A 25,746-nucleotide genomic window follows, 5' to 3' on the forward strand; every position below is an offset into this window, starting at 1 on the left:
GACAGGTTGGAACGATTGATCCAATATGTTTCCGAACATCCGGGATTCCGAACACTGGTGGAGGGTCTGGATGAGCGGGTAGAAGAGCAATGGGTCACGGGGCTGTCCGGGACGGCGGCGCACGTCATGATGGCCGCGCTGCGACGGGAAACCGGCAGGCCGATGCTCGTCGTTACCCATAATCTTCAGGAAGCACAACAGTTGTATGATGATTGTCTTGAATTTCTTCCGAGCGACCGCGTTCTCCTGTTTCCCGAACGCGAGGCGGCGCTGCTCGATGTGGCGGCTTACAGTCCGGAACTCGCGGCCGAGCGCATGGACGTTTTGACGCGATTGGCCAAAGGAGAAAACATTTTGTTGATCACTCCGGCCCGGGCCGTGGACCAGCCCCTTCCGGATCTCGAAATATTCCGTTCCTTCCTCCTGTCTTTAAAGACCGGGGAAGTTTTAAAAAGGGATGAATGGGTGGATCGGCTCCTTCAGATGGGATATGAAGCCGCCGATCGAGTTGAAGCGCGGGGACAATTTGCAGTCCGGGGCGGCATCGTCGATGTTTTTCCCCTCACGCAAGAACGCGCTTACAGGATCGAATTTTTCGACGACGAGATCGATGCCATTCGGGTGTTTGACCCAGAAACCCAGCGCTCCGTCGATCAAGTGCCCGCCTGCGAGATCGGACCGAATACTGAGATTCTGGCCCCGAAAGAGCGAATTCAAGCGGCGGCCCGGGTCGTGAGAAGCCAGTGGGAGCGACAGCGGGAGAAATTTGCCGACGAAGGCCATCGAGAACGAGTGGACCGGTATATCGGGGAAGACGTCCGGCGCATGGAGGCCGGCCACCCTTTTACCGGCTTGCTCCGTTACATCCATCTCCTGTATCCGCATCCAGGGGGACTTTTAACCTGGCTGCCCGCCGAGGCACTCTGCGTCTACGCGGAACCCGTCCGGATTCGGGACAGCCTGAAGCAACGGGAGCGCGAGGAACAGGAGTGGGAACTGCACGGCCTGGAAAAGGGCGAGTTGCTCCCTGGACTCCACCGTCCTGCCATAACGGGGGATGCCGGTCTCTCAGGGCACCGGCAAAGGGTATTATTCTCCTTGCTCGCCCGGCACACGGCCGCCACCCGGCGCATGATTCCGGTGGCCGCCCGGTCCATGCAGCAGTTCCACGGCCAGATGAACGTCTTGAAACAAGAATGGGACCGGTGGGGGCGAACGGGCCAGCGAGTGGTCCTGGTGGCAGCGAACGCAGAACGGGCTGAGCGGTTGCGGCGAGTACTGGAAGACTATGGCATGTCGGCAGATCTGACTTCCGAATGGTCAAAACAGGCCCACCGACCACAAATAGTCCTGGGCGGAATTTCGTCTGGGTTCGAGATGCCAGATCTCAGGTTGGTCGTGGTGACGGAGCAGGAGATTTTTACGGCTAAACGTCGACATCACCGGGTGTCCACCGTCTCGGATGCCGAAAGAATTAAGAATTACCAGGACCTGAAAGTCGGTGATTACGTGGTTCACGTGAACCACGGCATCGGGCAGTACATGGGAATCCAAACCTTGGAGATTGAAGGGATTCACAAGGATTATCTGTACATTCGGTATGCCGGAAATGACAAGTTGTATGTACCGATCGATCAAATCGATCAAGTGCAAAAATACATCGGCGGCGAAGACAAACAGCCGAAATTGTATCATCTCGGCGGAACCGAGTGGGCCAAGGTCAAAAACCGGGTCCGTTCCTCCATCCGGGATATCGCAGAAGAACTGGTCAAACTCTATGCTCAGCGCATGGCTTCGCCCGGCCACGCCTTCTCTCCGGATACGCCCTGGCAGAAAGAGTTTGAAGCAATGTTCCCATACCGGGAGACGCCGGATCAACTCAAGGCCATCGAAGAGATTAAGCGGGATATGGAGCAGCCTCGACCCATGGACCGACTGCTCTGCGGGGATGTCGGTTACGGGAAAACGGAAGTCGCCATGCGCGCCGCGTTTAAAGCTGTGATGGATGGTAAGCAGGTGGCCGTGCTCGTGCCCACGACGGTGCTTGCCCAGCAACATTACGAAACGTTTCGGGAGCGTTTCCAAGGTTTTCCGATCTCCATTGATGTGGTCAGCCGGTTTCGCACCCGCGGCGAAATGAGCCAGGTCTTGAAACAATTGCGAGCAGGCACCGTCGACATCATCATCGGTACCCATCGACTCCTGCAAAAAGACGTGAAATTCAAGGACTTGGGTCTCCTGATTGTGGATGAAGAACAACGTTTCGGCGTTACGCATAAAGAAAGGCTCAAGCAACTCAAGACCAACGTGGACTGCCTGACCCTCACCGCGACGCCGATTCCCCGGACTCTTCACATGTCCATGCTGGGAGTGCGGGATCTGTCGATTATCGAGACTCCGCCGGAAAATCGGTTCCCGGTCCAGACCTACGTGTTGGAGTATGACGACTTACTGGCTAAAGAGGCGATCGAACGGGAAATTGGCCGAGGCGGGCAAGTATATTTTTTGTACAACAAAGTGCAGGACATTGAACAAATGGCAGATCACGTGAGACGTTTGGTCCCGGATGCCAAGGTGGCGGTGGCCCACGGGCAGATGCCGGAAGATCACCTCGAACTGGTGATGCTGGAGTTTTTGCATGGAGAACACGATGTTCTCGTGACCACCACCATTATCGAGACGGGCTTGGACATTCCAAACGTTAACACGCTCATTGTTTACGATGCCGATCATCTCGGACTGTCGCAGCTTTATCAACTCCGAGGCCGAGTCGGGCGATCGAGCCGGATTGCGTATGCGTATTTCACCTATCAGCCCGAAAAGGTGCTGACCGAAGTGGCGGAAAAAAGGCTTCAAGCGATCAAGGAGTTTACGGAACTGGGCAGCGGGTTTAAAATCGCCCTCAGGGACCTGTCCATCCGAGGGGCCGGGAACCTATTGGGGCCTGAACAGCACGGGTTTATCGCATCGGTGGGGTTTGACCTCTACAGCGATATGCTCGCCGATGCGATTCGAGAGCTCAAAGGTGAATCCTTACCTCAAGTGGTGGAACCTCAAGTGGAACTGGCTGTGGATGCCTATTTGCCCGAGCGGTACATCCCGGATTCCATGCAGAAGATCGAGATTTACAAGAAATTCGTGTCGTGTCGGCGGCTGGAGGATGTCGACGATCTCCAGGAAGAGATCGAAGACCGCTTTGGGGATATTCCCCAAGAGGTCCTTAACCTATTGGCGGTGACCCGCATCAAGATCTGGGCGATACGGCATGATTTCAAGTCGATTTCCCAGCAGGGCAGTGAGGTCACGTTAAAGCTGCATGAGAGACAAAACAAGCACATCCAGGGCGACCGACTGTTTGACCTGACCAAGCGGTTCCGGGAGCGGATCAAGCTCACCGCAGGGCAGAACATCACCATGACGTTGCGCATGCGGGGGTTGACGGCGCAACAGTCGTTGAAATTGCTCCTGGAGTTCATGGAGGCGTTTCAAGACGTTGTCAAAGGGCAGGAGGAACTGCAAAATGTCTTATAGCCGCTTGGCCGGCGCTCTTTTTGTCACTCTTCTTGCGATCCTGGCTCTGGCGGGTTGCGGAAGTTCGGATGTGGTGGCCACTTTCGACGGGGGCCAGGTGCACCGGGCGGAGTTGGACAAACAGTTCAAGCTCCAGAGGTTGTTGATTGCGCCTCAGTATCCGGATACTCCGCAAAACCGCCTGGAAGTGTTGCAGCAGTACATTGTGATGCATGACATCCTGGATCAAAAGGCCAAGCAGGAGGGCATCACCGTCAGCGATAAGGAGCTGGCGGACACCGTGGCCCAGTATCGGCAACAGTTGATCCAGTACGTGTACGGCAATGCTGACGCTCTTAATAAAAAAATGGCAGAATTGGGATTGCAAGACAACGACCTTCAGGCGTTGGCAAGGGACGACATATTGGCTCAAAAATATTTCGCGAAACACCTTTCGGTTTCAGACGAGGAAATTCAGGCCTACTATAAGGATCACCCGGCGGATTACACGATCGCGAAAGTTGCCCATATCCTCGTTAAAACCAAGCAGGAGGCCGAGCAAGTCGAAGCCCGCATTCTCAAGGGAGAGTCCTTCGCCCAAATCGCGAAAGAGGTTTCTCTCGACCCCTCCAAGGATCAAGGGGGCGAACTTCCGGAAGGCCCCCTGTCCCAGTGGGTGGGCCCGTTTCAGGATGCCGCTATGAAGCTGCCCATAGGGCAGATCAGCGATCCCGTACAAACTCAATTCGGCTGGCATATTCTTCGGGTGGACAGTCGCAGGGTGGAACCGCTGAGTCAGGTGAAGGATCAGGTCAAGAATAAAGTCATGCAGATGAAGGAACAGCAGTGGTTCAACCAAGCGAAACAGGATGCGCACATCACCCTTGAAGACTCGGCCCTGAAGCAGGCGGCCGCCGGGGGGCCCTGAGCGGCTCTCCCGGGCCGGAGCTGAGGAGGAGTCGATCACGCCCCAGCACCTCAACTCCCGGGGCGCGGGGGTGGTTACGGGCGGGTGTGCTGCCAGAAAGCGGTATTGTTAAAATCCCTTCGGGTGTACACCCTAATGTTGACGAACCATCCGTTTGTGGTCAGTCCTACCAGAGTCTCCGGTTTTAAAAGCTAACTCCACTACGCGACAAAGGGGGAACCACCGTGAAAGCTACGGGCATCGTTCGTCGCATTGATGACTTGGGCCGCGTCGTGATCCCGAAGGAAATCCGTCGGACATTACGGATTCGCGAAGGCGATCCCCTCGAGATCTTTGTCGATCGAGACGGTGAAGTGATCTTGAAAAAGTACTCCCCCATAGGCGAGCTCGGGGATTTTGCGAAGGAATACGCGGATTCCCTGCATGAAAGCCTCGGGCACATCACCTTGATCTGCGACCGAGATGTGGTCATTGCCGTGGCGGGTGCGCCGAAAAAGGATTTTCTCGACAAGCCGGTGGGTGCCGATGTTGAACGCGCGGTGGAGGACAGGAGAACGGTTGTGGACGCCGAGTCGGGGCAATGGTCCATTCTGCGGGACGAGCCTGACACGTACTCTTCCCGGGTCATTGCGCCGATCATCGCTGCGGGCGATCCCATTGGGGCGGTGGTCCTCCTCTCCAAGAATGAACAGGTCCATATGGGTGAACTGGAAAAGAAAATGGCCGAAACGGCCGCCGCATTCCTCGGGAAACAGATGGAACAATAAATTTTGCGTTTTTCAGGGAGTGGTGGGCTCGGCTTTTTTTACCCCGAGCCTTTTTCGATGCTGAAAAGGCCAAGACAAAGAAGGGGCGAAGAGGAGGGGCCAGAAAACTTTCCCCCAATGGGTCCCAGGAAAGACAGGGGTTTTGAGGGGAGTGGGAAGTGGGTTCGGGCAAATTCACCCCAAATCCAATAAGACAGGTGAGTCCTCTTTTGTTAGAATGGTAGTTGGACAAATGATCCAACAAGGAGGACTCACCCTATGGCGATTATACCACAACTCGAACTGTTTTCCTGGGAAGAGATCGAGCCGCTTGGAGACCTGGAACGCCTCCGGCTGGTTCTGGAACATCTGCCGGACGAAGCGCTCATGGCGCATCTGGAGAAATCGAGAGGTCATGGACGAGATGACTACCCGGTACGGGCGATGTGGAACTCGATGTTGGCAGGAATCGTGTTTCAGCACCCGTCGATCGAGAGCTTACGTCGGGAACTGTCTCGAAACGGGCAGCTGCGGTCGATCTGTGGGTTGCGCGCAGTTCCCAGCGCAGCCGCTTACACCCGATTTCTCCGCAGCTTGATGGAGCACGGATCGTGGATCGAATCGATGTTCGACGAGCTGGTGAAGGCCCTGAGTGAGGAACTTCCGGAGTTCGGGCGTCGTTTGGCGATGGACAGTAAGGCAATCGCCTCGTGGGCGTCCCGTCCCTCGAAAGAAAAGAAGGAAGACGGACGGCGGGATCTGGATGCAGCATACGGGGTAAAAACCTATCGTGGGACCCGCGAGGACGGGAGTACATGGGAGAAAGTGGTCCGGTGGTTTGGCTACAAGCTCCACCTGGTGGTGGATGCTCAGCATGAATTGCCGGTGGCGTATACGGTGACCAAAGGGTCGCGCTCGGACGTCAAAGAAGGGCATGTCCTGCTGGATGAGATGGAGAAACGCCATCCGGAGATGTTGAAAAAGGCCGAGGTCCTGACGGCGGATCGGGGGTACGACGACTCGAAACTCCTGAGTCGCTGCTGGGATGAATATGGGATCAAGCCCGTGATCGACACGAGGCGGATGTGGAAAGACGGGGAGCAAACGCGGTTATTACCGGGACACACGAATGTGGTGTATGACGAGGGGGGAGCGGTGTACTGTTACTGTCCAGAGACAGGGGCCCGGCAACAGATGAGCAATGGTGGGTTCGAGAAAGACCGGGGGACGCTGAAAAAAGTATGTCCAGCCAAGGCGTACGGGATCACGTGTCAAGGGCGGGAACAGTGCCCCGTGGCCGGAGGGGTGCGGGTGGCGCTCGCGGTGGACCGGCGGATCTTCACGCCGATTGCCCGGGAGAGCTACAAATGGGCGAAGGAATACCGGTACAGGACTGCGGTGGAACGGGTGAACAGTCGCTTGGACGTCTCGTTTGGGTTTGAACGGCACACCATTCGAGGGCTAAGGAAGATGCGGATACGTTGCGGTTTGGCGTTGTGCGTGATGCTGGCGATGGCATTGGGGAGGGTGCGGGAGAAGCAGCAAGAACGCATGAGGAGCTTGGTTCGAAGCGTGTCCTAAACGGCACGCGATCGAAGAAGGTGGAGCTCCTGGGCCAGGTAACCAAGAACCTGACCCCGGTTTCGCATGGCCTGAACCATCCAACCTGTGGATGATAAACCAGATAATGGACATACCGAACTCGCCACACCGATGGGATTCGTGCTGAAGGTTCGGGGAAAAGGGGACATCGAAAAAGGCTCACCCCTCGCACATATAGATCCACTCGTGACAGTCTGTTATGATGAGAACGGGCGGAGGGAAAGTGAATGGCGAGGGGGAACCGATTTGTCCGGGGAGCCGCCGTTTTGGCTGGGGCCGGATTGGTCTCGAAAGTACTGGGGTCTGTGTACACCATTTTTTTACAAAACATCATTGGGGATCGAGGACTCGGTCTGTACCAGATGGCATACCCGATTTATGCCACCCTCGTGATTCTCGCGACGGCCGGCCTGCCTGTGGCGGTCTCGAAGTTTGTGGCCGAACGGGCGGCGCAGGACGATGCGGCGGGGGCGTCTCGGGTATTCCGGGTCTCGGCGGCCATCATGGGAGCCATTGGTGCGGCCGGGTTTTGTTTGTTATTTTTCGGAGCCGAACGTTATGCGGCGTTCGTCGGCAATCCCGATGCCGCTTTGGCCCTACGGGCAGTGGCGCCCGCGATGCTCCTCGTTCCGGTGATGAGCGTGGCCAGGGGATATTTTCAAGGGTTTCAGGAGATGATGCCGACAGCGGTTTCCCAGGTGGCCGAGCAGACGGTTCGCGTGATCACAATCATCGCCCTGTCCTGGTGGATGATGGTTCAGTGGCACTCGCCGGAGTGGGCGGCGGCGGGAGCGGCGTTCGGTGCCGTGACCGGGGCGTTGGCCGGTTGTGCCGTTCTCTGGGAGAATATGAGCCGTGGGCCAATGATTCGGCACCGGGGTTCCCGGGGTGACAGCCGACTCGACTCCGGCTGGGGCAAGGAAATGGTTCTCTATGCTTTACCCGTGAGCCTGGGGGCTTTGGCCGTTCCGCTGATCAATAATGTCGATGCGCTGACTGTGGTCAATTCTTTGAAAGCGGCCGGTTTGTCCAGCGGGGTGGCCACGGAGATGTTTGGGTGGCTCAGCGGACGGGCCTTTAAACTGATGATTTTGCCCGCCACTTTTGCCGGAGCTGTGGCCGTTGCCCTGTTGCCTTCCCTTACTTCCGCCATAACCCGGCGGGATCTCAAAGCGGCCAATCAACAGGTCGAACTGGGGTTGCGATTGACCATTTGGCTGTCCTTGCCGGCATCAATCGGCTTGATCTTGCTGGCCGCTCCGGTGGACCGGATGTTGTTTCGGGACACTTCGGGGCTTGCGGCGATTCAAATCACCTCGTTGGCCATGGTGTTTAGCAGTCTTCAGGTCACGGCATCATCGATCCTTCAAAGTGTCGGACGTCCGTGGGCGCCGGTCTGGCACCTGGCTGTAGCGGTGGCTGCGAAAGGTATTTTAAACGTATTGTGGGTTCCGCGCTGGGGAATCGAGGGGGCAGCGGCGGCGACGGTGATGGCTTATGCCGTGGCTGCGCTGTTGAACATCGTGACAGTGATGGCATCCACGGGCCTCGTTCTTCACGTTCGGCAACTCTTTTGGCGTCCCATTGTCGCATCGATCGGAATGGCCGCCGTGGTGGTGCTGGTGCTGCAAACCCTGGGCGGCGAAACGGGAGCGAGCCGGTGGGAATCCGCCGTGGTGGCCCTCAGCGCAGTGGTGTTGGGGGGAGTTGCTTATTTTGTCCTCCTGCTGATTGTGGGGGGGTTCAGCCGGGGGGAACTGGAGGCCCTGCCCTGCGTGGGTCCAGTGCTGGCTCGGGTGGGGACCCGATTCGGATGGTTGAAATGAGAATGTCAAGGGGCGACACTGGGGATGAACGAGCAACACACAAAAACGCAAAGCTCCCTCGATGCGGGACGGCGATTCGCGCATGTGGTGGAACTGGTGGCGCGGCTGCGGGGGCCGGGAGGTTGCCCTTGGGACCGGGCCCAGACGCATCTTTCCCTTCGCCCCTATGTGATCGAGGAAGCTTATGAATTGGCTGAAGCGCTGGATGAGCAGGATCCCAGGGCTTTATGTGAGGAACTCGGCGACTTGTTGTTACAAGTGCTCCTACATAGCGAAATCGGCCGGGAAGCGGGTACCTTTGATGTCTCAGACTGTATCGATAGCTTGTCCGCGAAGCTGATTCGCCGTCACCCCCACGTCTTCGGCGGCGAACGTGTGGAAGACGCCGCCGGTGTCGAGCGGCGGTGGGCACAGATCAAAGCCCAGGAACGGAACCGAGCCGTCCAGGAAGGGGAGGAAGGGGGAGCGGGTGGCTGGCTGGAGGGGATCTCTCTTGCCCGACCCGCTGTCCAAGTGGCCTATCGGTTAGGAAAGCGGGCGGCGGAGGTGGGATTCGATTGGGAAAACCCCCGGCTGGTAATGGAAAAGGTGCGGGAGGAACTCCAGGAGGTGGCCGATGCCCTTCAGGAACAGGAGGGCCCGGACGGGGGAGCCGCGTTCTCGGAGGCCGTGGCGGAAGAAGTGGGTGACTTACTGTTCGCGGTGGTCAACCTGGCCCGTTTGGCCGGTGTTGACCCCGAAGCAGCCCTCGCCGGGGCGAATCGCAAATTCATCCGGCGGTTCGGTTACATGGAGTCGGAGTTGAAAAAGCGCGGCATCCCCCTGGAAAATGCCTCCTTGGACGAAATGGAAGCCTTGTGGCAGTCGGCAAAGAAAGTTTGCCGATAGCGGATAAAATTCCTGGAATCGTGCAGGATTCCGTTCAGGAGCAAAGAAATATTTGTGTGAATCCAGGATGAGAAAGGGGTCATACAGGACATGAACAAGATGGAACTTATCGCCAAAGTGGCGGAACGCAGTGGTTTGAAAAAGAAAGAAGCCGAGGCCGCTGTCAACAGTGTTTTCGACGTCATCGGCGAGGCTCTTGCCGGGGGTGAAAAGGTGCAGTTGGTGGGATTTGGTACCTTTGAGCCCCGGCGGCGGGCGGCGCGGATCGGTCGCAACCCGCAGACTGGGGAAGAGATTTCGATTCCCGAGTCGGTGGTCCCGGCCTTCAAACCAGGAAATAAATTGAAAGAGGTCATGAAGTAAGGGTGCGATTGGATAAATTCCTCAAAGTCTCCCGCCTGGTCAAGCGGCGCACAGTGGCCAAAGAGTTATGCGACCAAGGGCGCGTACAGATTAATGGCCGGCCGGGCAAAGCGGGATCTGAGGTGAACGTGGGTGATGTACTCACGATCGCCTATGGCGGGAGGACGATGAAGGTGCGGGTGGTGGACCTGAGGGAACATGTACCCAAAGATGAAAGCAGCGCGTTGTTCACCGTGCTGGAAGACTGGCAGGCCCAGTCGGGTTCAGGGCCGGAGTGACTCGCCTGCACGGTCCAAGGCCAAGGAGGATGGGGCGGGGCGCCGCGTCGCGGCGCCTTTGGTTTGCCCATCCCTCTGTCCGTTACACCCGGCGGTGGCAGCGGAAATCTGACGAAAAGGGCTGTACATCCATTGAGCGGAATGCGAATCCTCAAGAATGCCGTCTATCTCTTCGCCAGCAATGTCCTGGTTCGATTGGTGGGGGCAGTGGCAGCGATTCTGGTGGCTCGCTACCTCGGAGCGAAGGATTACGGCATTCTGAGTGTAGCATTGGCATTTTCTGTAGTAACTGGATATTTCACGGACCTTGGATTATCTCACACTTTTATTCGGGATGGCACAAAGCCCGGTGCGGATCTGGGCCGCCTATTGGCGGGATTTTTCAAAATCCGGCTGTTGTTCGGCTTGGGCACGGCGGTGGTCTCGGTGGCGGTGGTGCAAAGCCTGTATCCCGATCCGGGAATGCGCCGTGTCTTGTACTGGGTGGTCATGCCGACGATTCTCGGAGCCGCCTTCCAGGGTGTGGGCGCCGTATATTTTCAAGCGGTGCAGAAAATGCAGTACACGGCGCTCATTCGCACGGTGGCGGGCCTGCTCTCCGCCGGTGCCCTGTTTCTCGGGATGGCTTTGGGTTGGCCTTTGGATTTTCTGGCCCCGATCTACGGTCTGGCGGCGGTGGCGGGGGGGCTTCTCAGTTTATGGCTGGTGGGTCGCAGAGTGTCTTTTTTTTCGGGCTGGGATCGGTCTCTTCTTCGGGGTCTGGGATCTTTCACCCTTGGGGGGCTGGTGATCATGCTCCTGAACCAGATGGGCCCCCTGGTTTTAGAGCGGGTGACCGATCTGGTCGCCGTGGGGTATTTTGCCGCAGCCTTTCGCATTCCCTCGGTGTTGTACCAGATCCCCGGGGTATTGGCGGAGGCCTATTATCCCCAACTGTTTGCCCACGGGAATCGACGAGATGAAGATGCGCACCTCCGCCTTAACGTTCTGGAATTGAAAATGATGAGTGCTCTTGGGGTGATGATGGCATTGCCTTTTTTGCTTTACCCGGCCTGGTGGATACACCTGTTGTTTGGGCCGCGGTGGGCAGACGCGGCTTCGGCGCTGTCCATACTTTCCTGGATGGTCTTTATGCAATCCATCAATTACCCCTTGGCGGATGCTTTGACGACGAAAGGAATGCAATCCCGAAGGACAGCGGTGCTCGTCGCCGTCCTGGTCGTCGGTGTGGGGGCCTATGCGGTGCTCGGGGCGCGTTGGGGGAGCACGGGGGGGGCCTTGGCAGCTTTGGTCGTCGAATGTCTGTCGATGATCGGGTATGTACTGATGAACCCCACAGGTTGGCGTCTTCTCCTGCAAGGCGCAGTGAGGAACGCGGCGGTGGCGGCGGCTGCCGTGTTTCTAGGGTTCCTCTGGGTACGCGATTGGTCTCCTTTTGTTGGTATTCCTGTCCTTGAAATGGGGGCGGGATTGGCCATAGTAGCCATGGATTCAGACATTCGGCGGCGGCTGCGGGAAATGTGGGAAAAGGTTCAGGAGAGGATTCGTGGGGTCAGGCGGGAGAGAGGGGGGCCTTGAATTTCAAAGTGGAAAACCTTCGGATTCAGGTGGAGGCGGCGATTTCTCGAAAGAGCTTGGCGGGAGTGTCAGATGGCCTCTCTTTCCAAAGAGGCCGTCTTTCGATAGAATGGAACCCGGCACAGGGCCGGCAAGGGACGGGCAACTAAGGAGATGATCGATGTGGCAATGGATTTCAGGCGCGGCGCCGTACGGCTGGCTTGGATCATCGTGACGGTGCTGGCCATTTACATCCCTTTGCGATTCTTCCTCATCGATTACGGCCCGCTGGCGTTTACGCCCGTTCACTTGGGCCGGGTGGCAAGTTTGGCATTCCGCTTCGGCACGGACATCTTAGTGGTCGTTCTCGTGGGGTGTTTATGGGCTGCCAAGGGAATTAAAGGTTTTCGATTCGAGTGGATCGATTACTCCGTGCTCCTGTTTGTACTTGTGTCTTTCCTTTCGATGGTGGTCAATCACACCTCGTTTCTTCGCTTTGGGGCGACCATGCGCGGACTGTTCGTGGTATACGTGGTCGGTTTTGTGATGGCCCGCCTGCCTAGAGATGCCGTGTGGTTCCGCCGGGCGATGTGGGCATCCGGTGTGACGCTGGGATTGATCCTCTTCGTGGGGTTCCTGCAGGCTTTGGGGTGGCCTGAGCCCAAGGCTTGGATCGAGGCCATGACAGGCATCAATGCCGGGCGGATGATGTCTCTGCTGGAGAACCCGAATACATTGGCGTCGTATCTGGTCATCATGTTCTTTCTCGGCATCCTCGTTTTGCCCGAGAAACACCGGCCGTGGATGGCTGCCATTTTGCCGGTTCTCTATTATACGTTCTCCCGCAGTGGCTGGCTTGGATTTGTCGTCGGTCTCGTTGCGGCATGGCGGTTATTGCCTTGGAGGCAGTGGGCGAAGATATTGGGCATCGGGGCGATCATCACGGCACTCATTGTTGCGGTGAACCTGACCTTTGGGCCTCCTCTGGCACATTTCGGCTTTGGTGAGCAGCTGGGGGCCAACCCTTTTAACCGGGTGACAAAAACCCTGTCTCAACGTGAAATCGGCAACAGTATGTTTAACGGGCGGTTATTTATCCTGAAGATCGCTCTCAATACGGTTAAGGAGCGGCCATGGCTCGGCTATGGGTCCGGGACATTCGGGGGCGGTGGGACGGTCGTTAAGGATCTCGCGAAACGTTATCACATGCCCACTGATATGTATTCGGACAGTCAGTACAACCGGATCATCATTGAGACCGGTCTCTTGGGGTTCCTCTCCTTCGGCTTAATCCACCTCGTTCTGTTGTGGAAGTCCTGGAAAGCAGGAGGGAAGATTCGCTATGCGGGGTTGGCCCTGATTCTGGCCATCGTTGTGATGGATGCTTTTAACAATCTTTGGGAACTGCAACAGGTGATGTTTCCCTTCTGGATGCTGGCGGCCCTATCGTACCTTCGTCGAGACGGCTGGTCTCTGGGAGAGCGTTCTGAGTCGTCCAAGCCCGGCATAGGATAAGGTGACATGTCCGAGTCGGGAGGGAGACGGGATGGCCGAGGAAAAAGGCAGGGTCACCAAGCCGGCGCCGAGGCACCACGTGAACATGGCCAATCGTCAATACGTCGAGGTGACCGGCGTCCTGCAAGTGGAGAGTTTCGACAGTGAGCAATTTGTCCTTCAGACACCGTACGGTTTTCTGGCCATACGGGGCGAGAATCTGCATATTAAGACGCTGAACCTGGAAGACGGCGTCGTCATCATCGAAGGGGTTGTATTCGAAATGGGGTATGATGACGACGGGCCGGGCCCCGCCGAACGGGCCAAGGGATGGCTGACGAAGCTGTTTCGTTAGTCCCGAGGCGAGGAGGGCGGGAAATGCCGATTCAGGGTCAGTGGCTGCTGGTGGCCGCATTAGCGGGGTGCGGAGCTGCCCTCGGTGCAGGGTATGATCTTTACAACACGATTCTCCAAGGGCGCAGGGGATGGCGGTGGTTAACTCCCCTTGCCGATGTGGCTTTCTGGGCGGCCGCCCTCGCCGGAGTGTTTTGGGTGCTGCTGGCCACGTCGGATGGTGAAATGCGCATCAGCTTTTTTGCCGTGATGGGTTTCGGGTTCGGTTTGTACCGCGTGTGGTTCCATCCGACGGTCGTCCGTTCGGTGGAGGGGATCGTCAGGGTTCTGACATATTGTGCCCAGGTCGGATACAGACTATGGATGATCGCGGTCTGGCAACCCGTACTGGGGATCTTTCGCTTGGTGATACGAACCCTCGAAGGGATCTTGCATATTCTCTCGTTTTTTGAGAATATGATCCTGTGGCCCCTAGGTTTTGTGATCGGGCGGGTTCAAAAGCGCCGAAAGACTAAAGATCCTACCCGGTCGGCAGAGCGGAGCGGGGGAATTCGCGGCCTGTGGTCCTGGATCGGACGTTGGATTAAGCGCTCGCTGAGGAAAGGGTGAATGTCGCACAGGACGGTGGAAAGAGGTGAGAGGATGACGCGTGAGATGGTTCAACGTCGCCGCGAGAATGTCATACGCCTGACCCGGCGGAGAAAGGGCCGTCGCTGGCGGTTGCCGCGTCTCAAGCTCCGCTACCTCTTTCTTTTATCTGTCCTCGCTTGGGCAGGGTACACGGCGGTCTTTGTGCAATGGCCCAAGATGAGGAGCCTGGAAGCCCAACAAGAACAGGCCAACGCAAAGTTGCAGCGGGCACAACAGCAAAACCAAGCATTAAAGGAGCAGGTGCGTCTTCTTCAGCAAGATCAGTACGTCGCCGATTTGGCCCGCCAACAGTTCCACATGGCCAAACCCGGTGAGATTTTATTTATGACTCAGAACTCTGCAACACCTTGACACCTTTTTCGTCCCCTCGCTATAATTTATACCGGTCATCTTTCTCATTTTCTAAGGAGGAACTTCCCTTAACATGTCAATTGAATTAGGCAGCAAACTTGAAGGGAAAGTGACGGGGATCACGCATTTTGGCGCATTCGTCCTTCTTCCCGGTGGCGTCACGGGCTTGGTGCATATTTCGGAGATCGCCGACACCTATGTTCGAGATATCCGCGACTACTTGAAGATCAATGACACCGTGACGGTGAAGGTCATTCACGTGGATCCGAACGGGAAGATCGGGCTCTCCATCCGTCAGGCTAAGGAAGGATCTGCTGCCGAACATCGAGGTTCCCAGGGGGGAAGCGACCATGGGCGAGATCGGCACCCGAGGTCGCGGTCGTCCCGTATGTCGTTTGAGGACAAGTTGAATCGGTTTATGAAAGACAGCGAAGAGCGGTTACAGGCGTTGAAGCGCAGTGAAGCCAAACGTGGCGGCCGCGGCGGCCGGCGCGGGTAATCCTTGATCCGTTTCCTTTCAACTGGTCTCATTCGGCCTTGTTCCGGCACCGTGCAGGTGCCTTCTTTATGGTGGATCGGCTTTTTATATCTTGACACGGATTTGGTGCGGCAGTATGATTGATTTTGTGACTGGCGCGGGGTGGAGCAGTCCGGTAGCTCGTCGGGCTCATAACCCGAAGGTCGCAGGTTCAAATCCTGCCCCCGCAACCAAGGCGGAGTAGCTCAGGTGGTCAGAGCATGCGGTTCATACCCGCAGTGTCGGGGGTTCGAATCCCTCCTCCGCCACCAGCATGAGGAAGGCCTGCCCCGGGAGGGGTTTTTTTGTTTGTGAGAAGGGCATGGGCAACGCGCTGGTGCCCTTTTTATAATCAGTGACCTCAAAATGAGAGATATGCCCATTGCGTCTAAGAGATGTTGATCGTAGAATAAACAATGTTGAAGGGAAAGATAAAGGATATGGAGGTCCGGCCATGAGTGGGTGGGTGTCGCAATGTCCCGCTTGTTTTGGAGACTTGAGAGTAGCGGAACTGGAGTGCGGGAGGTGCGGTACCGTGATTCGGGGCCACTTCAGTCCCGGACCATGGATGCGCCTACAGCCGGATCAGTGGGATTTTGTCCTGCGTTTCTTGAAAGTCCGGGGCAACCTTCGGGAGATGGAGCGCGAGCTCGGGGTTTCTTATCCCACCATTCGGGCCCGATTGGAGCAGATCCTCCGGGTTCTCGGGTTGGAAGAGGGGGAGGTTCCGGGCACCGGGGGAAGTGTCGGAGAGGCGGGGAGTGTCCTTCAAGCGCTAGAGGCTGGCGAATTATCGGTGGACGAAGCGATCCAAAAACTGGAGAACATCGCGAAAGGAAGGGGCACCCATGCGTGAGGAGCGAATGATGATCCTTCGGATGATGGAGAAAGGGCAAGTCACCGCGGAAGAAGCAGAACGCCTTCTTCGAGCGCTCGGAGAGACGGAGAAGGAAAGCTCGTGGAGTACTCGGGGTCGCACCTGGGATTTCGGTCCGATGTGGCAGGATGCCGCTCGCAATGTGCGGGATCTCGGAAGGCAGATGTCGGAGAAATTGGGGAAAGAACTTCAGCAGGCGATGGAGTCCCTGGCTGCATTGCCGGAATGGTTCGGGCGCTGGGAGATCGGGGGCGCCGTGGTGGAACAGGTGTATCGGGCCCCGGGGCCGCTCGCCGGTCTGGAGATTCGAACTCTTCACGGGAACGTGCGGGTGGTGGCCGAACGGCGCGAAGACGTGGAACTCCATGTCCGGGCCCAAGTTTCTGACGGCGCCGGCTGGACGGGGGATGGGAACCCCTTGGATGCTTGTTGGCGCACAGAGGGCGGGGAAGTAAAGTTTATCGTCGACGATGAGGCGGAAGTGATTCGGGGGGCTCATGTGACCGTCCGGGTTCCGGAGGCACCTTTTGACCGGCTGGCGGTTCGCCAAACGAACGGCAGGATTCGGATTGAGCTGGTTCAAGCGCAGGTGGTGGAGTTGATGACCACCAACGGCGCCGTAGAGCTGGAGCAAGTTGTGCCAGCGCCGGATGGTCGAGTGGAAATCCGTGTGGTCAACGGAAGGATTTCCTGGACTGTACCCAAAGGCACTGCCCTGGACGGTACGCTGAAAACGGGAATCGGGGTGGCGGATATTCGCGTGCCTACCCGATTGGCAGAAGGCGGACGGATTGTCCGCCGCCGAGGAGAGATCACCCTCCGGGCTCCCCAACAGGTGCCCGCCTGCACACTGGATGTGGATCTGCGGACGGGACGGCTGGAAATCACGGAAGTGTGATTCGTGGTTGGCCCGTAAGCCCCGGCGCGGTGTCCAGGGCTCACGGGTCTGCTTCAAGATGGGCCCGGTATTTATAAAACACTCGGTTGAGCATAATCACTGACCGCTTGTCTTTCTCCCGGAACGCTTTTGCCAGTTGATTGCGCAGCCAACTGGGCATTGGTATCCCTCCCCGGGCTGGTCTTACCTGCATATATACGCCGGGGCTTCCGGGAGGGAGCCTGTCAGTCGCCAATCCTTTCGGAATGGACGCGGGGAGGTTGATAAGTTTCCAACCGGCGGAATCCGATCCCTTTTTCCTGGAGAAGGCGGGAGACCTTCTCCAGGTCCTTTTCATAGGGGCGATGGTATACGATTTCGGCAATGCCGCTGTTGGCCAACATGTTGGCACAGGTCCAGCACGGCGAATCGGTGACATACACTGTAGATCCGAGGCGCTGGGCGCGGTCGGTGAAGAGAATGAGGTTCTGTTCGGCGTGAATCGTGCGGATGCAGTGTTGCTTCTGAACGATTTCGCCTGCCGCGTTCTTTTCATAAACGTCTACCAGCAGGCATCCTCCCTCGTAGCAATCTGTTACCCCTGCCGGTGCCCCGTTATAGGCACTCCCCATTAATTTGCGGTCCTGAACCAAGACGGCCCCCACTTGTCGTCGGGGGCACGTCGCTCGGGTGGCCGCCATGTAGGCAATATCCATAAAATAAAAATCCCACGATTTACGCGAATGTGACGATTGGTGTCGCACGGTACGGCCCTCTTTCTCTTTTATTTCTCCTTCATTTTACCGGAATTGAGCCGGTCCTGTCGAGGCAGCGAAATCACGTGTTCCCGGATTGTCGAAGGAAACGGCACAACTCGGCGCGAAATAACGGGACCCATCGAGGAAAATGTCGGAACTTTTTTCATTGGCGCCGACGCGGTTTGACACCCTTCTCGCTCCGGCTTGTCCTATAATGGCCCTACTCTAACAACGGGTGGTGGAGAGGATGGCAAAGCAAATGGTGAACGATCGCCGGGTGCGCTGGGGCGCAAATTGGGTTAAGGGGATGGTCGACCGGTCCAAGCGAATCAGTCAGCACTTTTCACTGGTGTGGGGCGTTCGCATTCTGCTTGCTGCGATTGGGTTCTTCCTTGGCCGGGCATGGATTGTCGGCCTTTTGTCGCCTTTTTCCCTGGCCTGTTACGCTGTAGTCCTGGGAAGCCGCAGAACGGCGGCCCCCTTGGTGTTTCTCAGCACTTTGGCGGGGGTGGCCACGGTTTCTGAGGATCCCCATCGAGTGTTTGTCGTGTTAACCACGTTGACGGCGTACCGCATGGTTTTTGGGTGGCTGTCCCGGCGGCAACGGCTGGGTTCGGTGGAAGTGCCCGTGGCCGTCATTGGAACTGACATCCTGGTCAAAGGATTGGACGCGGCCATTACAGGAGGAGGGAATCCCTTCACCTGGGTGGTGGTGGGATTGGACGCCGCGCTCGCGGGGATCCTCAGCATGATTTTCCTGCAGGCCATCCCGGCCCTGAGCCACCGGGCCCGAGTGCGACCTTTGCGGGCGGAGGAGATTCTGTGCCTCGTGATCCTGTTTGGATCGGTGTTGACCGGCATGCAGGGGATTGCGGTTCACGGGGTATCTCTTGATGCTGTTCTCAGCCGGTACTTGCTCCTGATTTTCGCGTTGATCGGTGGAACCGGCCTGGGGGCAGCCGTGGGCGTGGTCACCGGGATCCTCATGACCTTGGGAAACATGGCGTCGATCTACGAGATCGGGGTCCTCGCCTTTTCCGGATTGCTGGCCGGATTACTCCAGGAAGGCAAAAAAATTGGCGTCGGTCTGGGGGCGATGATCGGGTCCATTCTGCTGACCGCCTACTCCTCGGATTGGCATCAGGTGTCCCTGGGGTTGCAGGAGACCGTGGCCGCTTTCCTCCTGTTCGCCTTGACCCCGAGTGCTTGGATCGACTACGCTGCCCGGTTTACCCCTGGAACTCGGGAGTATGCCGGGGTCCGCCAAGACTACGTGCGCCGGGCCCGGGACATGATGGCCGCCCGAATCCGGGAGGTTTCGGAGGTGTTCGATGAACTGGGACAGGCCTTCCGTGGGGCCGAGCGGTCCACCCGGGAACCGGAGGATCTGCTCAACGAAGCGGTGGAGCGGTCGGCGAAGATGGTTTGCGCCTCCTGTGCCCGGCGAAACGTCTGCTGGGAACGGGACTTTTATGCGACATACCGGGCAATGGCGGATACGATCGCCGTAATGGACATCGATGGGCCGATCCAGTCCCGGGATGCGCCCGATGATCTTCGGCGACGCTGTATCCGAACGGAACGCATGATTCCCGCCCTTTGGCAGTCCCTGGAGGTCATTCACCGGGATGCTTTCTGGAACCGGCAAATCCGGGAAAGCCGGGAATTGGTGGGAGCGCAGCTTGAAGGTGTCTCTCAAATCATGACCAATTTAGCTGCTGAGATTCAGCGGGAGGTGAACACGGCATCGGAGCAAGAGGAGCATGTCCTGGCGGCATTGGAACACATCGGCCTGCACATTCAACAAGTGGATATCATCAGTCTCGAAGAAGGGAAGGTGAGCATTGAGATCACCCAAGCGATGTGCACCGGCCATGAAGAATCAGCCAAATTGATCGCCCCTCTGTTGTCCGATATCGTGGGCGAACCGATTTCCGTGGAGCGGATCCACTGCAGCCGGGGGGAGGGGCCGTGTACCGTCTCGTTCACCTCCTCAAAATCTTTCGCGATTCGGGCGGGGGTGGCCTCTGCGGCCAAGGGTGGTGCCATTCTGTCGGGCGATTCTTACACCCTGCTCGATGTCGGCAACGGCAAGTTCGCGGTGGCGATCAGTGATGGTATGGGGAACGGGGAGCGCGCCCAGGCGGAGTCCAAAGCTGCCGTTGGCATGCTGGAACAATTGTTAAAAGCGGGGTTTGATGAGCAACTGTCCGTCCGGACAGTGAATGACGTACTGATGCTCCGGTCGAAGGAGGAGATGTACGCAACCTTAGACCTGGCCTTGGTGGATCTGTTTACGGCTCGAACCGAATTTCTCAAGATTGGCGCGGTTCCCAGCTTTGTCAAGCGAGATGGCGACGTCTTTGTGGTCCAGGGCCGGGGATTGCCGATCGGGATTCTCGACAACCTATCTTTCGACGCGATCGAAGAGACGCTAAAACCTGGAGATCTGTTGATCATGGTCTCCGATGGCGTCTTCGAGGCTGCCCGGCACACGGAAGAACGAGAGGCATGGCTCTTGCGGCAAATTGCGCGGATCGAGTCCAGGGATCCCCAGGAGGTGGCCGATCTATTGGTGGAAATGGCGGTTCGGATGAATCGGGGGGAAGTTCCGGACGATACCACCGTGGTGGTGGCGCGAATCGACCCCGCAGAACCGGAATGGGCCACGATCCATCTTCCCGGGGTGCCAAAATTGCGCCGTCCCAAGCGGCCGACCGATGGTCGCCGGGTGGTGGGGGTGAGCGGGTAGTCCCGGATGCAAAGATCTTGGAGCAAAAACGGACCGGTACGACTTTTATTCTGACGGCCTTCCCGTGTACAATAAAAATCGGGATCCAGAGGAGACGGGAAGGGAACCACGTGGAGCATATTATGGCCGTCTGCTTACAGGCGGGGTCCATTCTCTTACGAAGCGGGGCGGAAACATCCCGGGTGGAGGAGACGATCGTTCGTCTGGCCCGGGCGGCCGGGGTGGATCGGGTGGACACCTTTGTCACCCTGACCGGAATTTTTATTTGCCTTGAAAAAGATGGGACGTCCTTGACCCGCCTGACCCGGGTCCATGAGGTGGGCACCGATCTGCAGCGGGTGACGGAAGTGAATCACCTGTCTCGCCAGTTCGTTCGCGGGGAACTGTCGTTGTCTGAGATTCAGGAGCGGTTGACGGCCCTGGAGAACCGACGCCCCCTCTATCACCCGCTGCTCCGAGCGGCGGCCGCTTTTGTCTCCGCCGGTTCCTATGGGTTTCTCATGTCCGGGAACTGGCGCGTTTTGCTTCCTTCGGCCCTGGGCGGGGTTGTGGCCCATTTGGTTTCCCAATGGAACACAAGGGGACAGGGAGGCAACTTTTTGCGCGTTTTTCTGGGCGCGATGATCGGTTCCTCGGCCGGGGTTGGAGCCGCTTTTCTCGATGGCGACCTGGGCCGGGTCGGCCAAATCGTGGTGGGCGCCACGATCCCCTTGGTTCCGGGTGTGGCGGTGACCACCGCGATTCGAGATCTATTATCCGGGGACCTCTTGTCAGGCATGGCCCGGGGAACCGAGGCACTGCTCACGGCGGTGGCCATTGCCATAGCGGTGGGCTTAGTACTGGGGGTCGTACTGTGACGGGGCTGACGGCGGCAGGGGTGCTGGCGAGCTTCCTTTCGACGTTGAGTTACGCTGTACTGTCGGGTGTTCCGCTTCGGGCCCTGTTTCCGGCGGGTCTTGGCGGTGCCTTGGCCTGGACGGTGTACAGCATTGGGTCAGCAGCGGGGATCGGCCCTGTGGCGTCAACTTTTGCCGGGGCGCTCAGCTCCGCATTTTTGGCGGAAGGGCTTGCCAGGCGAATGAGGATGCCTGCGACGTTGTTTCAACTGAGCGGCATCATTCCGCTGGTTCCCGGGACCACCGCCTTCGCCACTATGCGGGATTTTGTAACGGGGGATTACCAGCGAGGTTTAGCCGACGGGACCATGACCGGGTTTTTGGCCGGTGCCATCGCGGCCGGATTGGTATTCGCAGGCACAGCGGTTCGGGGGCTGGGGAGGCGAGCCCGTGATCGACAAGCTCATTGATTGGTTTGACAGGCATCGGGAGCTCCCGCCGCTTCACCGGGTGGTGCTGGCCGTATCCGGGGGCGTCGATTCCATGGTCGCCATGGATTTAATCGGCCAGTTGTCCGGCGCCCTGGGATTCAGTGTGGTGGTGTGCCATGTGGATCACCGCATGCGGCCCGAATCCGGGGATGAACAGCGGTTTGTCGAGGCTGAGGCAGTCCGGCGGGGCTTGGCGTTTCAGGGGGTTGCCGTGGATGTTCCGGGTCGAATTCGAAAAACGGGCGAATCCCCCCAAGCGGCGGCGCGCGCGTTGAGATATGAGGCGTTGACCCAGTGCGCCCGGGAGGCAGGGGCTGAGGCGGTGATTTTAGCCCACCATCAGGATGACCAAGCGGAAACGGTATTGCTGCGGCTTCTTCGCGGCACCTCACCCGCGGGCCTCGGGGGGATGAACGAGGTTCGGCGGTGGGGGGATTTGTGGTGGCTGCGCCCCTTCCTCAAGGTGCCGAAGGCGGAGTTGGTCGCCTATGCAACGGATCACGGGATTCCTTATCGCGAGGATCCTTCGAATTGGTCCACGAAGTATCTGCGCAATAAAATCCGCCTGCAATTGATTCCTCTCCTCGAAAGGGAGTACCAGCCCCAGATCAAAAATCATTTGGCGCGTTTGGCTCAGATGATACAGGAAGATGAAGCGGTACTCACCCCGATGGCCCTGGAGGCCCGAGACCGGTGTGTAAGGGGGGGATCAGGTAATTATCGAATCGATATCCCGCGGTTTTCCGACCTGCCAGCGGCTTTACAACGCAGGGTCCTTACACTAATATTAGATTATCCCTCTGAGCGGTTGCCCGGGTGGGGAGCGATTCAGGTGGAGGCTCTGCGAAACCTGGCCCTTCACGGCCGCTCGGGAAGCGAGTTGCGGTTGTCCGGTGGTTGGCGGGCACGGCGTGTGTACGACGAGTTGGTGCTTGACCGATTCGGCGAGGCAGGCCGCATAGGGGTTGGCCCTGTGGGTGTACCCCCCATGCCGTTGTTGGTGCCGGGGCGTACCTCTTGCCCGATCCTGGGCGTGACGATCGATGCAACCGTAGTCTCCCGGCAGGAGTGGGAGCTGCGGGCAAGGGCTGAAGCGGCAAACGATCCGGGCGTCGGACCGTCAACTCCCGCCGTGGCTGATTTTGATTGGGAGAGGATGGAGGGACGCCCGCTTTTCATTCGATCGAGACTTCCGGGGGACCGGTTTGCCCCCTTTGGTCTCGGAGGCACGAAAAAAATCAAAGACGTATGGATTGACGACAAGGTCCCCCGGGAGTTGCGGGACCGGTGGCCTTTACTGGCGGCGGGGCGGGAGATCCTCTGGATTATCGGCTGGCGTCGGTCCGACCGTTGGCCGGTTGCCAAGGACACCCGGCGGATTCTGCACGTGGAGGCAACATGGACAGACGAGGAGATTCGAGAGTGGGCCCACAGGAGAACGAGGAAAAACTGATGATGAAGGATCTGGAAACCGTTCTTTATACGGAGGAACAGATCCTGGCGCGGATTCGGAACATGGGGGAACAGTTGACGGCGGAGTATCGGGGAAAGTTCCCGCTGTTGGTCGGCGTTCTCAAAGGGGCGGTCATGTTCATGTCCGACCTGGTCAAACGCATGGCGATCCCTCTGGAGATAGATTTTATTGCAATCTCTAGCTATGGAACATCGACCCGATCCTCGGGGGTTGTACGTATTCTCAAAGACTTGGATCAAGATGTGGATGGCCGGCATGTGCTGATTGTCGAGGATATCGTCGATACCGGCCTCACTTTGGCTTACCTTCGCGACGTTTTGGTGCGGCGCAACGCGGCCTCGGTTAAGATTGCGGCACTCTTCGATAAACCCGGACGCCGGCAGGTCCCGATCGAGCCGGATTATTGCGGGTTCACTGTGCCCAACGCGTTCATCGTCGGCTATGGCCTCGATTATGCGGAGCGCTACCGTAATCTTCCGGATGTGGGGATTTTAAAAGAGAATGTATACCGGGGCTCCGATACGCCGCGTACATAAACTCCGGTTCTCGATTGAGAGGGCTGGGGCTCTATGGTACAATTGTTTCCGCCGTGGCCGAGAGGAGGTCAGGAATGAATAAATTCTTCCGGAGCGCCGCATTTTATTTGCTGATATTTTTGGTGACGGTCGGCATCATTAACTTCCTCACCGCCGGCCAGCAGGACCGGCAGGATATCACATATAGCGATTTGATCAAGTATGTCCAACAGGGTTCCGTTCAAAGCATGGATGTGACGTCCGATGGTCTCACCCTCAGGGTGCAGGGCACGCTGACCGATGGTCGGACCTTCACCTCCCGGACCTTGTTTAGTGATCAATTTGTTCAGGATTTGAATAAATTGGCAACCAGTACCGGCGCGAAAATCAAGATCAATCCACCCCAGAAAGAATCGGTGTGGTTGAGCTTCTTGACGTCCATTGTGCCGATTGTGTTGATCTTCGTGCTGTTTTTCTTCCTGTTCAATCAAGCCCAGGGTGGCGGGACCCGGGTGATGAACTTTGGCAAAGCGCGGGCCAAGATGTTTACCGACGACAAGAAAAAAGTCACGTTTAATGACGTGGCGGGGGCCGACGAGGAAAAGGCCGAGTTGGAGGAGGTCGTGGAGTTTTTGAAGGATCCGCGGCGTTTCTCCAGTTTAGGTGCCCGAATTCCAAAGGGGATTCTCCTGGTGGGGCCTCCGGGGACGGGGAAAACGCTGTTGGCCCGGGCGGTGGCCGGGGAGGCGGGAGTTCCTTTTTTTAGTATTAGCGGATCCGATTTTGTTGAGATGTTCGTGGGTGTCGGCGCGTCCCGGGTGAGGGACTTGTTTGAGACGGCGAAGAAAAATGCTCCGTGTATTATCTTTATCGACGAGATCGACGCCGTGGGCCGCCACCGTGGCGCAGGGCTTGGCGGAGGCCACGATGAACGGGAGCAGACTTTAAATCAACTGCTCGTCGAGATGGACGGGTTCAGCGGTCATGAGGGGATTATTATCATAGCTGCCACAAACCGCCCGGACATTCTCGACCCTGCCTTGCTTCGACCTGGACGGTTCGATCGCCAGATTACTGTGGATCGCCCGGATGTGAAGGGTCGGGAACAGATTCTTAAGGTGCATGCCCGCAACAAACCGCTGGGACCCGATGTATCTCTCGACGTAATCGCAAGGCGGACTCCGGGGTTTACCGGGGCGGATTTGGAGAACCTGTTAAATGAAGCCGCGCTGTTGGCCGCGAGGCGCAGCAAAAAGACCATCAACATGACGGAAGTCGAAGATGCCATAGACCGGGTGATCGCCGGTCCCGAGAAGCGGAGCCGGGTCATCAGTCCGGTGGAGAAAAAGATCGTGGCTTACCATGAAGCCGGCCACGCGGTTGTCGGGTATTTTCTCAAGAATGCCGATGCGGTCCACAAGGTGACCATCATCCCCCGGGGAATGGCCGGAGGGTATACCGTGATGCTGCCGAAGGAAGACCGGTATTTTATGACCCGGTCCGAGATCCTCGATCGGGTGTCGGGTCTCCTCGGCGGGCGGGTAGCCGAGCAGATGGTGCTCGGTGAGATCAGCACGGGCGCGCATAATGATCTGGAAAAGGCCACGGAAATTGTCCGTCGCATGGTGACGGAGTTCGGCATGAGTGACAAGTTGGGGCCGATGCAGTTCGGGCACCGGCAGGGGCAAGTGTTTCTCGGCCGGGACATCGCTCATGAACAAAACTATTCTGATGCGATCGCCTACGAGATCGATAAAGAAATGCGCCGAATCATAGATGAATGCTATCGGCAGACAGAACAAGTGCTCAGCGAACATCGGGATAAGTTGGAACTATTGGCGCAAACCTTGCTGGAGCGGGAGACGGTGGATGAAGATGAGATTAAACAGTTGATGGAGCACGGGAAGATCATCGATAAGAAAACCGATGTCCGCGTAACCATCCAACCGCGCAATCCTGATCAGGAGGGCGGCGGGGATCCCGCATCTCCGCATGAGGAGGCGCCGGCAGAGGAAAATAAGACTCCGCCTCGCCAAGGATAACGCGTAGGGTGCCGACCGAGGCGCCCTTTGTCATATTGAGGGACAAGCTGGGGTGGGGT

The 25,746-nt window shown here is 57.7% G+C and carries 24 protein-coding genes and 2 tRNA genes; 24 read left to right on the forward strand and 2 right to left on the reverse strand.

The genetic code is table 11. The features are described 5' to 3' along the window. Positions 1–6: 6 nt before the first annotated feature. From mfd to BTUS_RS00475, 18 genes are all read left to right on the forward strand, one after another. On the forward strand, positions 7–3,531 hold the full coding sequence (gene mfd / locus BTUS_RS00390; protein WP_013074146.1) for a transcription-repair coupling factor: 3,525 nt from the start codon (positions 7–9) through the stop codon (positions 3,529–3,531). Next, positions 3,521–4,438: a peptidylprolyl isomerase gene (locus BTUS_RS00395; RefSeq protein WP_013074147.1), complete on the forward strand. Its 918-nt coding sequence runs from the start codon at positions 3,521–3,523 to the stop codon at positions 4,436–4,438. The genes mfd and BTUS_RS00395 overlap by 11 nt, the downstream gene beginning before the upstream one ends. 224 nt (positions 4,439–4,662) lie before the next feature. Then, on the forward strand, positions 4,663–5,205 hold the full coding sequence (gene spoVT / locus BTUS_RS00400; protein ID WP_013074148.1) for a stage V sporulation protein T: 543 nt from the start codon (positions 4,663–4,665) through the stop codon (positions 5,203–5,205). Between the two features lie 258 nt (positions 5,206–5,463). Then, a complete protein-coding gene (locus tag BTUS_RS00405; protein WP_013074149.1) occupies positions 5,464–6,765 on the forward strand; it encodes a transposase in 1,302 nt (433 codons plus the stop codon). A 248-nt stretch (positions 6,766–7,013) separates the two neighbouring features. Then, complete coding sequence (locus BTUS_RS00410; protein WP_013074150.1) at positions 7,014–8,612, forward strand: putative polysaccharide biosynthesis protein; 1,599 nt, start codon at positions 7,014–7,016, stop codon at positions 8,610–8,612. Positions 8,613–8,636: 24 nt separating this feature from the next. Continuing rightward, the gene (gene mazG / locus BTUS_RS00415; RefSeq protein ID WP_013074151.1) at positions 8,637–9,500 is read left to right on the forward strand and encodes a nucleoside triphosphate pyrophosphohydrolase; all 864 of its coding nucleotides are present in this window, start codon (positions 8,637–8,639) and stop codon (positions 9,498–9,500) included. Between the two features lie 90 nt (positions 9,501–9,590). Further along, positions 9,591–9,863, forward strand: a complete 273-nt coding sequence (locus tag BTUS_RS00420; protein WP_041303505.1) for an HU family DNA-binding protein — start codon at positions 9,591–9,593, stop codon at positions 9,861–9,863. A gap of 2 nt (positions 9,864–9,865) precedes the next feature. Continuing rightward, positions 9,866–10,141, forward strand: a complete 276-nt coding sequence (locus BTUS_RS00425) for an RNA-binding S4 domain-containing protein (RefSeq protein ID WP_013074153.1) — start codon at positions 9,866–9,868, stop codon at positions 10,139–10,141. A gap of 141 nt (positions 10,142–10,282) precedes the next feature. Further along, a complete protein-coding gene (locus BTUS_RS00430; protein ID WP_013074154.1) occupies positions 10,283–11,719 on the forward strand; it encodes a flippase in 1,437 nt (478 codons plus the stop codon). Positions 11,720–11,887: 168 nt separating this feature from the next. Then, the gene (locus BTUS_RS00435) at positions 11,888–13,213 is read left to right on the forward strand and encodes an O-antigen ligase family protein (protein WP_245543381.1); all 1,326 of its coding nucleotides are present in this window, start codon (positions 11,888–11,890) and stop codon (positions 13,211–13,213) included. A 31-nt stretch (positions 13,214–13,244) separates the two neighbouring features. Next, positions 13,245–13,547: a sporulation protein YabP gene (gene yabP, locus BTUS_RS00440; protein WP_013074156.1), complete on the forward strand. Its 303-nt coding sequence runs from the start codon at positions 13,245–13,247 to the stop codon at positions 13,545–13,547. 23 nt (positions 13,548–13,570) lie between these two features. Beyond that, positions 13,571–14,155 carry a spore cortex biosynthesis protein YabQ gene (gene yabQ, locus BTUS_RS16585; protein WP_013074157.1) on the forward strand — a complete coding sequence of 195 codons (585 nt, stop codon included), beginning with the start codon at positions 13,571–13,573 and terminating at the stop codon, positions 14,153–14,155. A gap of 33 nt (positions 14,156–14,188) precedes the next feature. Next, a complete protein-coding gene (locus BTUS_RS00450) occupies positions 14,189–14,548 on the forward strand; it encodes an FtsB family cell division protein (RefSeq protein WP_013074158.1) in 360 nt (119 codons plus the stop codon). A gap of 73 nt (positions 14,549–14,621) precedes the next feature. Beyond that, positions 14,622–15,047 (forward strand): S1 domain-containing RNA-binding protein, encoded by a 426-nt coding sequence (locus tag BTUS_RS00455; RefSeq protein WP_013074159.1) that lies wholly within the window; start codon positions 14,622–14,624, stop codon positions 15,045–15,047. 135 nt (positions 15,048–15,182) lie between these two features. Then, positions 15,183–15,259 (forward strand) — tRNA-Met (locus BTUS_RS00460). Position 15,260: 1 nt separating this feature from the next. Next, positions 15,261–15,337 (forward strand) — tRNA-Met (locus BTUS_RS00465). Positions 15,338–15,519: 182 nt separating this feature from the next. Continuing rightward, positions 15,520–15,921, forward strand: coding sequence for a DUF2089 domain-containing protein (locus BTUS_RS00470; protein ID WP_013074160.1), 402 nt, complete (start codon positions 15,520–15,522; stop codon positions 15,919–15,921). After that, positions 15,914–16,840 carry an SHOCT-like domain-containing protein gene (locus tag BTUS_RS00475; protein ID WP_041303511.1) on the forward strand — a complete coding sequence of 309 codons (927 nt, stop codon included), beginning with the start codon at positions 15,914–15,916 and terminating at the stop codon, positions 16,838–16,840. Before BTUS_RS00470 ends, BTUS_RS00475 begins: the two co-directional genes overlap by 8 nt. A 40-nt stretch (positions 16,841–16,880) precedes the next feature. Here BTUS_RS00475 and cmpA read toward each other — a convergent pair whose 3' ends face one another. Together cmpA and BTUS_RS00480 are read right to left on the reverse strand one after the other, a co-directional pair. Continuing rightward, positions 16,881–17,000 (reverse strand): cortex morphogenetic protein CmpA, encoded by a 120-nt coding sequence (gene cmpA / locus BTUS_RS17255; protein ID WP_013074162.1) that lies wholly within the window; start codon positions 16,998–17,000, stop codon positions 16,881–16,883. Positions 17,001–17,064: 64 nt separating this feature from the next. After that, complete coding sequence (locus BTUS_RS00480; protein ID WP_013074163.1) at positions 17,065–17,583, reverse strand: deoxycytidylate deaminase; 519 nt, start codon at positions 17,581–17,583, stop codon at positions 17,065–17,067. 241 nt (positions 17,584–17,824) lie between these two features. On the opposite strand from BTUS_RS00480, the gene spoIIE reads away from it, so the two are divergent. The 6 genes from spoIIE to ftsH all read left to right on the forward strand — a co-directional run bounded on the left by spoIIE (position 17,825) and on the right by ftsH (position 25,687). After that, on the forward strand, positions 17,825–20,329 hold the full coding sequence (gene spoIIE / locus BTUS_RS00490; RefSeq protein WP_013074164.1) for a stage II sporulation protein E: 2,505 nt from the start codon (positions 17,825–17,827) through the stop codon (positions 20,327–20,329). A 17-nt stretch (positions 20,330–20,346) separates the two neighbouring features. Continuing rightward, positions 20,347–21,186: a threonine/serine exporter family protein gene (locus BTUS_RS00495; RefSeq protein ID WP_169307923.1), complete on the forward strand. Its 840-nt coding sequence runs from the start codon at positions 20,347–20,349 to the stop codon at positions 21,184–21,186. Continuing rightward, positions 21,183–21,635, forward strand: coding sequence for a threonine/serine exporter family protein (locus BTUS_RS18260; protein WP_013074166.1), 453 nt, complete (start codon positions 21,183–21,185; stop codon positions 21,633–21,635). Before BTUS_RS00495 ends, BTUS_RS18260 begins: the two co-directional genes overlap by 4 nt. Beyond that, a complete protein-coding gene (gene tilS / locus BTUS_RS00505; RefSeq protein ID WP_013074167.1) occupies positions 21,616–23,109 on the forward strand; it encodes a tRNA lysidine(34) synthetase TilS in 1,494 nt (497 codons plus the stop codon). Before BTUS_RS18260 ends, tilS begins: the two co-directional genes overlap by 20 nt. After that, entirely contained in the window at positions 23,109–23,666 is a 558-nt protein-coding gene (hpt, locus tag BTUS_RS00510) for a hypoxanthine phosphoribosyltransferase (protein WP_041304568.1), read from the forward strand. Before tilS ends, hpt begins: the two co-directional genes overlap by 1 nt. A 74-nt stretch (positions 23,667–23,740) precedes the next feature. Beyond that, positions 23,741–25,687, forward strand: coding sequence for an ATP-dependent zinc metalloprotease FtsH (gene ftsH, locus BTUS_RS00515; RefSeq protein WP_013074169.1), 1,947 nt, complete (start codon positions 23,741–23,743; stop codon positions 25,685–25,687). The last annotated feature ends 59 nt before the right edge of the window (positions 25,688–25,746 follow it).

The sequence above is a fragment of the Kyrpidia tusciae DSM 2912 genome (genome assembly GCF_000092905.1).
GTDB lineage: Bacteria > Bacillota > Bacilli > Kyrpidiales > Kyrpidiaceae > Kyrpidia > Kyrpidia tusciae.

What these genes read in the sequence shown, in the direction of transcription:
- BTUS_RS00395 (WP_013074147.1), top strand. Translation starts at nt 3,521, where the DNA reads ATGTCTTATAGCCGCTTGGCCGGCGCTCTTTTTGTCACTCTTCTTGCG.
- BTUS_RS00405 (WP_013074149.1), top strand. Translation starts at nt 5,464, where the DNA reads ATGGCGATTATACCACAACTCGAACTGTTTTCCTGGGAAGAGATCGAG.
- BTUS_RS00410 (WP_013074150.1), top strand. Translation starts at nt 7,014, where the DNA reads ATGGCGAGGGGGAACCGATTTGTCCGGGGAGCCGCCGTTTTGGCTGGG.
- mazG (WP_013074151.1), top strand. Translation starts at nt 8,637, where the DNA reads ATGAACGAGCAACACACAAAAACGCAAAGCTCCCTCGATGCGGGACGG.
- BTUS_RS00420 (WP_041303505.1), top strand. Translation starts at nt 9,591, where the DNA reads ATGAACAAGATGGAACTTATCGCCAAAGTGGCGGAACGCAGTGGTTTG.
- BTUS_RS00430 (WP_013074154.1), top strand. Translation starts at nt 10,283, where the DNA reads ATGCGAATCCTCAAGAATGCCGTCTATCTCTTCGCCAGCAATGTCCTG.
- BTUS_RS00435 (WP_245543381.1), top strand. Translation starts at nt 11,888, where the DNA reads ATGGATTTCAGGCGCGGCGCCGTACGGCTGGCTTGGATCATCGTGACG.
- yabP (WP_013074156.1), top strand. Translation starts at nt 13,245, where the DNA reads ATGGCCGAGGAAAAAGGCAGGGTCACCAAGCCGGCGCCGAGGCACCAC.
- yabQ (WP_013074157.1), top strand. Translation starts at nt 13,571, where the DNA reads ATGCCGATTCAGGGTCAGTGGCTGCTGGTGGCCGCATTAGCGGGGTGC.
- BTUS_RS00450 (WP_013074158.1), top strand. Translation starts at nt 14,189, where the DNA reads ATGACGCGTGAGATGGTTCAACGTCGCCGCGAGAATGTCATACGCCTG.
- BTUS_RS00455 (WP_013074159.1), top strand. Translation starts at nt 14,622, where the DNA reads ATGTCAATTGAATTAGGCAGCAAACTTGAAGGGAAAGTGACGGGGATC.
- BTUS_RS00470 (WP_013074160.1), top strand. Translation starts at nt 15,520, where the DNA reads ATGAGTGGGTGGGTGTCGCAATGTCCCGCTTGTTTTGGAGACTTGAGA.
- BTUS_RS00475 (WP_041303511.1), top strand. Translation starts at nt 15,914, where the DNA reads ATGCGTGAGGAGCGAATGATGATCCTTCGGATGATGGAGAAAGGGCAA.
- cmpA (WP_013074162.1), bottom strand. Translation starts at nt 17,000, where the DNA reads ATGCCCAGTTGGCTGCGCAATCAACTGGCAAAAGCGTTCCGGGAGAAA.
- spoIIE (WP_013074164.1), top strand. Translation starts at nt 17,825, where the DNA reads ATGGCAAAGCAAATGGTGAACGATCGCCGGGTGCGCTGGGGCGCAAAT.
- hpt (WP_041304568.1), top strand. Translation starts at nt 23,109, where the DNA reads ATGATGAAGGATCTGGAAACCGTTCTTTATACGGAGGAACAGATCCTG.
- ftsH (WP_013074169.1), top strand. Translation starts at nt 23,741, where the DNA reads ATGAATAAATTCTTCCGGAGCGCCGCATTTTATTTGCTGATATTTTTG.